Source organism: Desulfosarcina sp. (assembly GCF_041551955.1).
In the GTDB taxonomy this organism is placed as follows: domain Bacteria; phylum Desulfobacterota; class Desulfobacteria; order Desulfobacterales; family Desulfosarcinaceae; genus Desulfosarcina.
Window position 1 is genome coordinate 1 of record NZ_JBFELV010000559.1, and the last position, 2,797, is coordinate 2,797.

Below are 2,797 nucleotides of genomic sequence, written 5' to 3' on the forward strand. Positions count from 1 at the left end.
AACAGTTCGCCGTCGATGACGGTTACCCGGACCTGTTCGCTGCAGGCGGCAAGGCCCAAAAGGATGCAAACGGTGGCCGGGCAGAAGGGGCAGTGGGGGGTAATGTACACCTTGACCAGGGCCGGTGTACGAAGCTGGGCCAGCCGCGGTCGGACATCCGGGGCGATACGTTCCGCAAATGCACCGCCATCGCTCAACGCTGCCAGGAAGGGCTCCAGTTCACGGTCCAGCGGCAGGGCCTGGTAGCCCACTTGGCTGCCGATGAATAAGGTGGGTAGCGATACCATCGCATCGCCGTCTTTTTTCGCTCGAACACGGGGGGCCAGTTCGACCAACTGGTCGACAAACGATTTGAATCGCGCACCCATCGCATGGCTGGTGGTTGCATAGCGCAGGGTGGTGTCGTCGGTAAGCCCCCTGCCCCACTGCCGGATCCGTTCTTTGTCGTTGTCGGTGACTGCGACGATCATGCCTATTTCCCAAATTTGAATTGTTCTGCAAGCAGCCGGCGGGTGGCCGGATTCACCGTCAAACCGACCAGTTCCGCTGCCGTTATCCAGCGGGCATCGGCGGCATCGTCTCCGGCCCGGAGTTCACCGCTCACATAGTCGGCAGCCAGGTCCACGATCACGTAGTGGTATTTGACCCCGCCGCGGTCGTCTTTTTGAATGACATCAAAGGCAAGGACCGGCGCATTGGCCCGGATGACCACACCCGTCTCTTCGAGGATCTCCCGCTCGGCCGCGGCCTGAAGCGTTTCACCCAGTCGGACGCGTCCGCCGGGAATGCTCCACATCCCCCGTGAAGGCGGATTGGCGCGCTGAACCAGCAGGACGGCGTCACCTTTGAATACCACCGCCCCCACCGCCGGTCTGGGCGCGTCGGGGTATTTCCGGATTGTCGAATGATGGTCTTCCATGATCTCCAGCTTTTTTCAACGTTGGGGTATATGCTTGCATATCAGGTTACTACCTGAATCTCCGACTCGTGCAAAATTCAGGTCCTAAATCGTGAAACACCTGCACTGAGTTATCACCATTTGCCGCCCGCTTCAATTTGAAACTGGGTACTGGGCCGATCCGGGGTCATTGACGCCCCCGATGAATTCTGATAGCTGCAAAAGCTTCATACCACCCGATGGTGATCGAACAAGGCTGAACGTAAATGGATATGCTGCTGGAAGAAAAACATCGCGCCGTGCGCCAGTCGGTGAGACGCTTCTGCGATCGGGAACTTCGGCCAATCGCCGCGCAGATCGACCAGGAGGCCCGCTTTCCCTGGGAAGTGGTCGATAAAATGGGCCGGCTGGGCTATTTCGGCATCCAAGTGCCTCAAACGCTGGGCGGCGCCGGTCTGGACGCCATCAGCTATGCCATCATCATCGAAGAAATATCACGGGTCAGCGCCGCCATCGGCCTGTGCGTCAGCGTGCACAACAGCGTGGCCGTCTACCCCATCATGGCCTTTGGCAGCCAGGCGCAGATCGAACGTTGGGTGCCGCCTCTGGCCCGGGGAGAAAAAATCGGCGCCTTCTGCCTGACCGAACCCAATGCCGGCTCCGATGCCGGTGGAATCGAAGCCACGGCCCTGGCCGATGGCGATGCTTATCGGGTCAACGCCAACAAGGTTTTTGTGACCAACGGCGGCGTTGCCGATGTCTGCCTGATTTTTTGCCGAACCGATCCGGGAGCAGGGCGGCAGGGCATCAGTGTGGTGGTGGCCGAACGGGGTACCCCCGGTTTTGTCGTGGGGGACCTGGAGGACCTGTGCGGGATGCGGGCCAACCCGGTCTGCTCCATCCGTCTTAACGACAGCCGGGTGCCCAGGAAAAACCTGTTGGCCGGGGAGGGCATGGGCCTGAAAATCGGCCTGGCCGCGCTGGATACCGGGCGCATGGGCATCGGTGCCCAGGCTGTGGGAATCGCCCAGGCGGCTCTGGAAGAAGGGGTGCGCTATGCCCGGCAACGGCAGCAATTCGGGGTTCCCATCCAGCGGCACCAGGCGATCCAGATCATGATCGCCGACATGGCCACCCAGGTGGACGCCGCCCGCCTGATGGTCTATCGGGCCGCGGCCCTGAAAGACAAGGGGCGGCCATTTTCCAAAGAATCCGCCATGGCCAAGCTGTTCGCCTCCGAAGCGGCCACCCAAGTGACGGATCTGGCCGTGCAGATCCACGGCGGATACGGATACAGCAAGTCCTACCCCGTCGAACGCTACTACCGGGATGCGCGGGTCACCCGTATCTATGAAGGCACCTCGGAAATCCATCGCATGGTCATAGCCAAAAGTGTAATGGGAGGTTCATAGGTTCGGGGTTCAGAGGTTCAGAGGTTCGGGGTTACTAAGCGCGAACCCAGAACTAATAGCTGATAAGCGGGTAAGCTCTTAGCTCAAAGTAGAGACCAGAAACCTGAATATATAGCTCAAAACTCAAGGCCAAACCCAGAACGCAGAACGGTGAACCACTGTCGGTGTTTAACCTTGTTTGAGATTTAAAAATTGGAATTTGGAATTTGCTTGGAAATTGTGATTTGAAGATTGATTTTTCTGAGTTTGAATGCTGAACCCAGAACGCTAAACCAGAAAACATTACGAAATTTCAAAAAACAAATAACAAAGGACAAACAATCGACAATACGCAAACTCAAAATTCTAAACCACTGTCGGTGTTTAACCTTGTTTGAGATTTAAAAATTGGAATTTGGAATTTGCTTGGAAATTGTGATTTGAAGATTGATTTTTCTGAGTTTGAATGCTGAACCCAGAACGCTGAACCAGAAAACATTACGAAATT

General features: G+C 56.7%; 2 protein-coding genes and 1 pseudogene. 1 reads left to right on the plus strand and 2 read right to left on the minus strand.

Going from position 1 to position 2,797, the window contains the following annotated elements:
• Together ABYV26_RS24105 and ABYV26_RS24110 are read right to left on the minus strand one after the other, a co-directional pair.
• Window positions 1–470, minus strand: a pseudogene (locus ABYV26_RS24105) (hypothetical protein); the annotation flags it as partial.
• 2 nt (window positions 471–472) lie between these two features.
• A complete protein-coding gene (locus ABYV26_RS24110) occupies window positions 473–919 on the minus strand; it encodes an NUDIX hydrolase (RefSeq protein ID WP_372683896.1) in 447 nt (148 codons plus the stop codon).
• A gap of 245 nt (window positions 920–1,164) precedes the next feature.
• On the opposite strand from ABYV26_RS24110, the gene ABYV26_RS24115 reads away from it, so the two are divergent.
• Entirely contained in the window at window positions 1,165–2,310 is a 1,146-nt protein-coding gene (locus tag ABYV26_RS24115; RefSeq protein ID WP_372683897.1) for an acyl-CoA dehydrogenase family protein, read from the plus strand.
• The last annotated feature ends 487 nt before the right edge of the window (window positions 2,311–2,797 follow it).